Annotated in this window: 2 protein-coding genes and 1 pseudogene; all 3 read left to right on the forward strand. The window is 59.7% G+C overall.

What is annotated here, in order from left to right:
* Positions 1 to 342: pseudogene (locus NW837_RS11670) on the forward strand (elongation factor Ts); the annotation flags it as partial.
* 222 nt (positions 343 to 564) lie between these two features.
* Positions 565 to 1,980, forward strand: coding sequence for an amidohydrolase (locus tag NW837_RS11675; protein WP_414331685.1), 1,416 nt, complete (start codon positions 565 to 567; stop codon positions 1,978 to 1,980).
* Positions 1,981 to 2,036: 56 nt separating this feature from the next.
* Positions 2,037 to 2,984, forward strand: coding sequence for a tRNA epoxyqueuosine(34) reductase QueG (gene queG, locus NW837_RS11680; protein WP_414331687.1), 948 nt, complete (start codon positions 2,037 to 2,039; stop codon positions 2,982 to 2,984).
* Positions 2,985 to 3,337: the final 353 nt, after the last annotated feature.

The following is a 3,337-nucleotide window of genomic DNA, read 5'->3' on the forward strand; positions in this document are numbered from 1 at the left end:
CAAGGTCGCATCGAAAAGCGCCTGAAAGAGTTATCCCTGTTGGATCAACCCTTTATTAAAGATTCCTCGATCACGGTGGAGGAATTGGTCAAGCAGCACATTGCCAAACTGGGGGAAAACATTCGGGTGCGGCGGTTTGTGCGCTTTGTCCTGGGAGAGGGGATCGAGAAAGAAGAAGTGGATTTTGCTGCTGAGGTTGCCGCTCAAGCCGGTCTCAAGCCGGCAGAGGCCCCCAAAGTGGAAGAGACTCCACCCGCTCCTCCTGAAGAACCTGCCCCAGAACCGGCCCCTGCTGCCGAGAGCAAGCCGGCCAAAAAAGGCTCCGCCAAGAAAAAGAAATAGCCGGTCAAGGCTGAGCTGTAGGGCCATGTCGGCGGTGCAGAGGCGTTGAAACTGCGTTATGGAGAGTGTGGGCACCTCTATGTCGGCAGTTCTATAACCACTACGCTTGGGTATCCCTTGGGGGAAAGGCTAGGTTATGCATGCAAATGTTCTGATCCTCCCGCCTTGGCAGGGTTAACTCCAGCACGCTAAGGTAGCAGACGGCCTTTTTGGATCCCGGGCATGAGTTTTATCTTGCGCAATGCGTTAATTCCCACCGCCACCGGCTACGAAACCGCAGATGTGCGAATCGAGGGGGAACGGATTGCTGCCATAGGCAGAGGGTTACCCGCAACGGGCGCAGACAGCCTGGAACTGGATGCCAGTAACCAACTCTTGCTGCCGGGCTTTGTCAATGCCCACACCCATTCTTCCGAAATGTGGCAACGAGGGATCATACCACCCTATCCGCTGGAGCTGTGGCTGGCACAACTGCACGAGTATGCGCCGCCGGATCCGGAAAAAATCTATCTCAGCGCGCTGGGGACGGCGGTGGAAACCCTGCTGACGGGGGGCACCTCGGTGGTGGATCATCTGGTGCTGATCCCTGGCCAAGAGTTGGCCACCATTGAGGCGGCGGTACGGGCCTACCGAGAAGTCGGGATCCGCGCCTTCGTGGGCCCCTTGATCCAGGATCAGGCTCTCTCTCGGGGGTTGCCCAGCAGCTCCTCTTGGGATCGGGAGCCGGAAACCTATCCCCTCTCCACAGCAGAGGTGCTGGCCATTGTGGAAGAGGCGGTGCAGCGCTTTCACCGGCCAGAAGAGGGCATTACCCTCATGGTGGCTCCCACAGGGATCCAACTGTGCTCAGACGAGCTGTTCAAGGGCTGCGCGGAGTTGAGCCAGAAGTATGACCTACCCCGCCACGCTCACCTGCTGGAAACCCGCGCCCAGCAGATGTTGGCCCAGGAAAAGTACGGCTGTAGTGCTGTGGAGCATCTGGAGCGCTTGGGCTACCTAGACCGGAAAACTTCCTTGGCCCACTGCGTCTGGCTCAGCGATGCCGATATCGAGATCTTGGCCCGCACCGGCTCTACGGTTGTTCACAACCCCTTGAGCAACCTGCGCCTAGGCAGCGGCATTGCCCCCATCTTGAAATACCGCCGGGCAGGGGTGAACGTGGCCTTTGGCTGCGATGGATCCGCCAGCAACGATTCGCAGGATTTGCTAGAGGCCATCAAAATCGGCACCATCCTGCACAACATCACCGATCCCGACTACCGCCACTGGATTTCTCCCCGCGAGAGCATCGAGATGGCAGCCCGAGGTGGGGCAATCGGCTTGGGCCTGGGGGATCAGATGGGATCCCTGGAAGTGGGCAAGCAAGCGGATCTGGTGCTGTACGATCTCACCCAACTGTCGCTGTTGCCCCGTACCGATCCCATTGGGCTGCTGGTGTTGGGCCGGCCCACCCAGGCAGTGCATAGCGTTTGGGTGCGAGGAAAACAGGTGGTGTCCGGCGGAGCCGTGACGACGGTGGATGTGGCCAAGCTGCGGCAGGATCTGTTTGCCCACAGCACCTGGGATCCCTTCCGCCGATCCCAGCAGGCAGAGCATCTGGAAGCTCGTTATCGTCGGGTGATGGGCTTGCCAAAGTAGCGTTGGATGTCCCTGTGTGGCCAGAAGAAGCAGACCGGGCCAGCATCACAGAGCAGGTGAAACGACAGGCGCTGGCGCTGGGCTTTGACAAAGTTGGCATTGCCAGCACAGAGGATCCCCCCGACTTGCGGGGTCTGCAAGCTTGGCTGGCTGCAGGCATGGCCGCCGACATGGCCTGGATGGCGGATCCTAGGCGAATGGATCCAAAGCAGGTGCTGCCGGGGGTGCAGTCGTTGGTCTGTGTGGCTTTGAATTACTACACCCCCATCCGCCACAGCCAGGATCCCGGCAAGGGCAAGATCTCCCGCTACGCCTGGGGGCGAGATTATCACCGCGTGTTGGGGCGGCGGCTGAAGCAGCTCCACCTCTGGATGCAAGCGCAATTTCCGAACTACCGCGGTCGATGCTATGTCGATACCGGCCCGGTGGCGGAAAAGCCCTGGGCCATGCAGGCGGGCTTGGGTTGGATCGGCAAAAACAGCCTGTTGCTCACCCGCGAGTACGGCTCCTGGGTGTTTCTGGGAGTGATCCTGACCACCCTGCCGTTGCTCCCTGACCAGCCCCACACCGCTCACTGCGGCACCTGTACCCGCTGCCTAGAGGCTTGCCCCACGCAGGCCATCGTCAGCCCAGGGGTGGTCGATTCCCGCCGCTGCATCGCCTATCACACCCTAGAAAGCCACGCCGAGCGGATCCCTGCCAAGATTGCCCAGAACCTGCACAACTGGGTGGCCGGCTGTGACATCTGCCAGGAGGTCTGCCCTTGGAACCAACGCTTTGCCCAACCCAGCCGGATCCCGGATTTTCAGCCCTACTCTTGGAATGTTGCCCCTGATCTCCAGGAGCTGGCCCGGATCGATGATCGGGAATTCGACCACAAGTTTCCGGCCTCTGCCCTGCGCCGGCTCAAGGCCCACCGCCTGCGCCGCAACGCCCAAGCAGCCCTGGAAGGCAATTCCAGCTCTGCAGCTGGCAGCAACGATTTGGAAGCCCCCTCTACTTAACTTGGATACGCTTTCCTAGCAGGATCTTGCGGCCTCGAGGCCGGCGCCAGAAAATGGTGGGGCTATTGTCTCTGGGCCAGGGACGCAAGCTAACATACATGCCCTACCCTCTTTCTGAGGCCACAGTGCTGGGCCGCCATGGTCTTGCTCTCGTGGGAGCGGTTTTGCGCAAAGGACGTGTGGACTTGGTGCAGGAGTTTACCCACCGCTTTGTTTGAGCTGGATCGACTCAAACACAGTAGCCCCACCTAAAACACGGTCATTTCAAGCTAGATTAGGACACTGATACATTCACGCTGAACTCTCCTGAACATGGTTCAGGAAAGAAGCGATCGCATCCTGCCTATCTCTGT

It is taken from the genome of Synechococcus sp. R6-10, from assembly GCF_047461815.1.
In the GTDB taxonomy this organism is placed as follows: domain Bacteria; phylum Cyanobacteriota; class Cyanobacteriia; order Thermostichales; family Thermostichaceae; genus Thermostichus.

What these genes read in the sequence shown, in the direction of transcription:
- NW837_RS11675 (WP_414331685.1), top strand. Translation starts at nt 565, where the DNA reads ATGAGTTTTATCTTGCGCAATGCGTTAATTCCCACCGCCACCGGCTAC.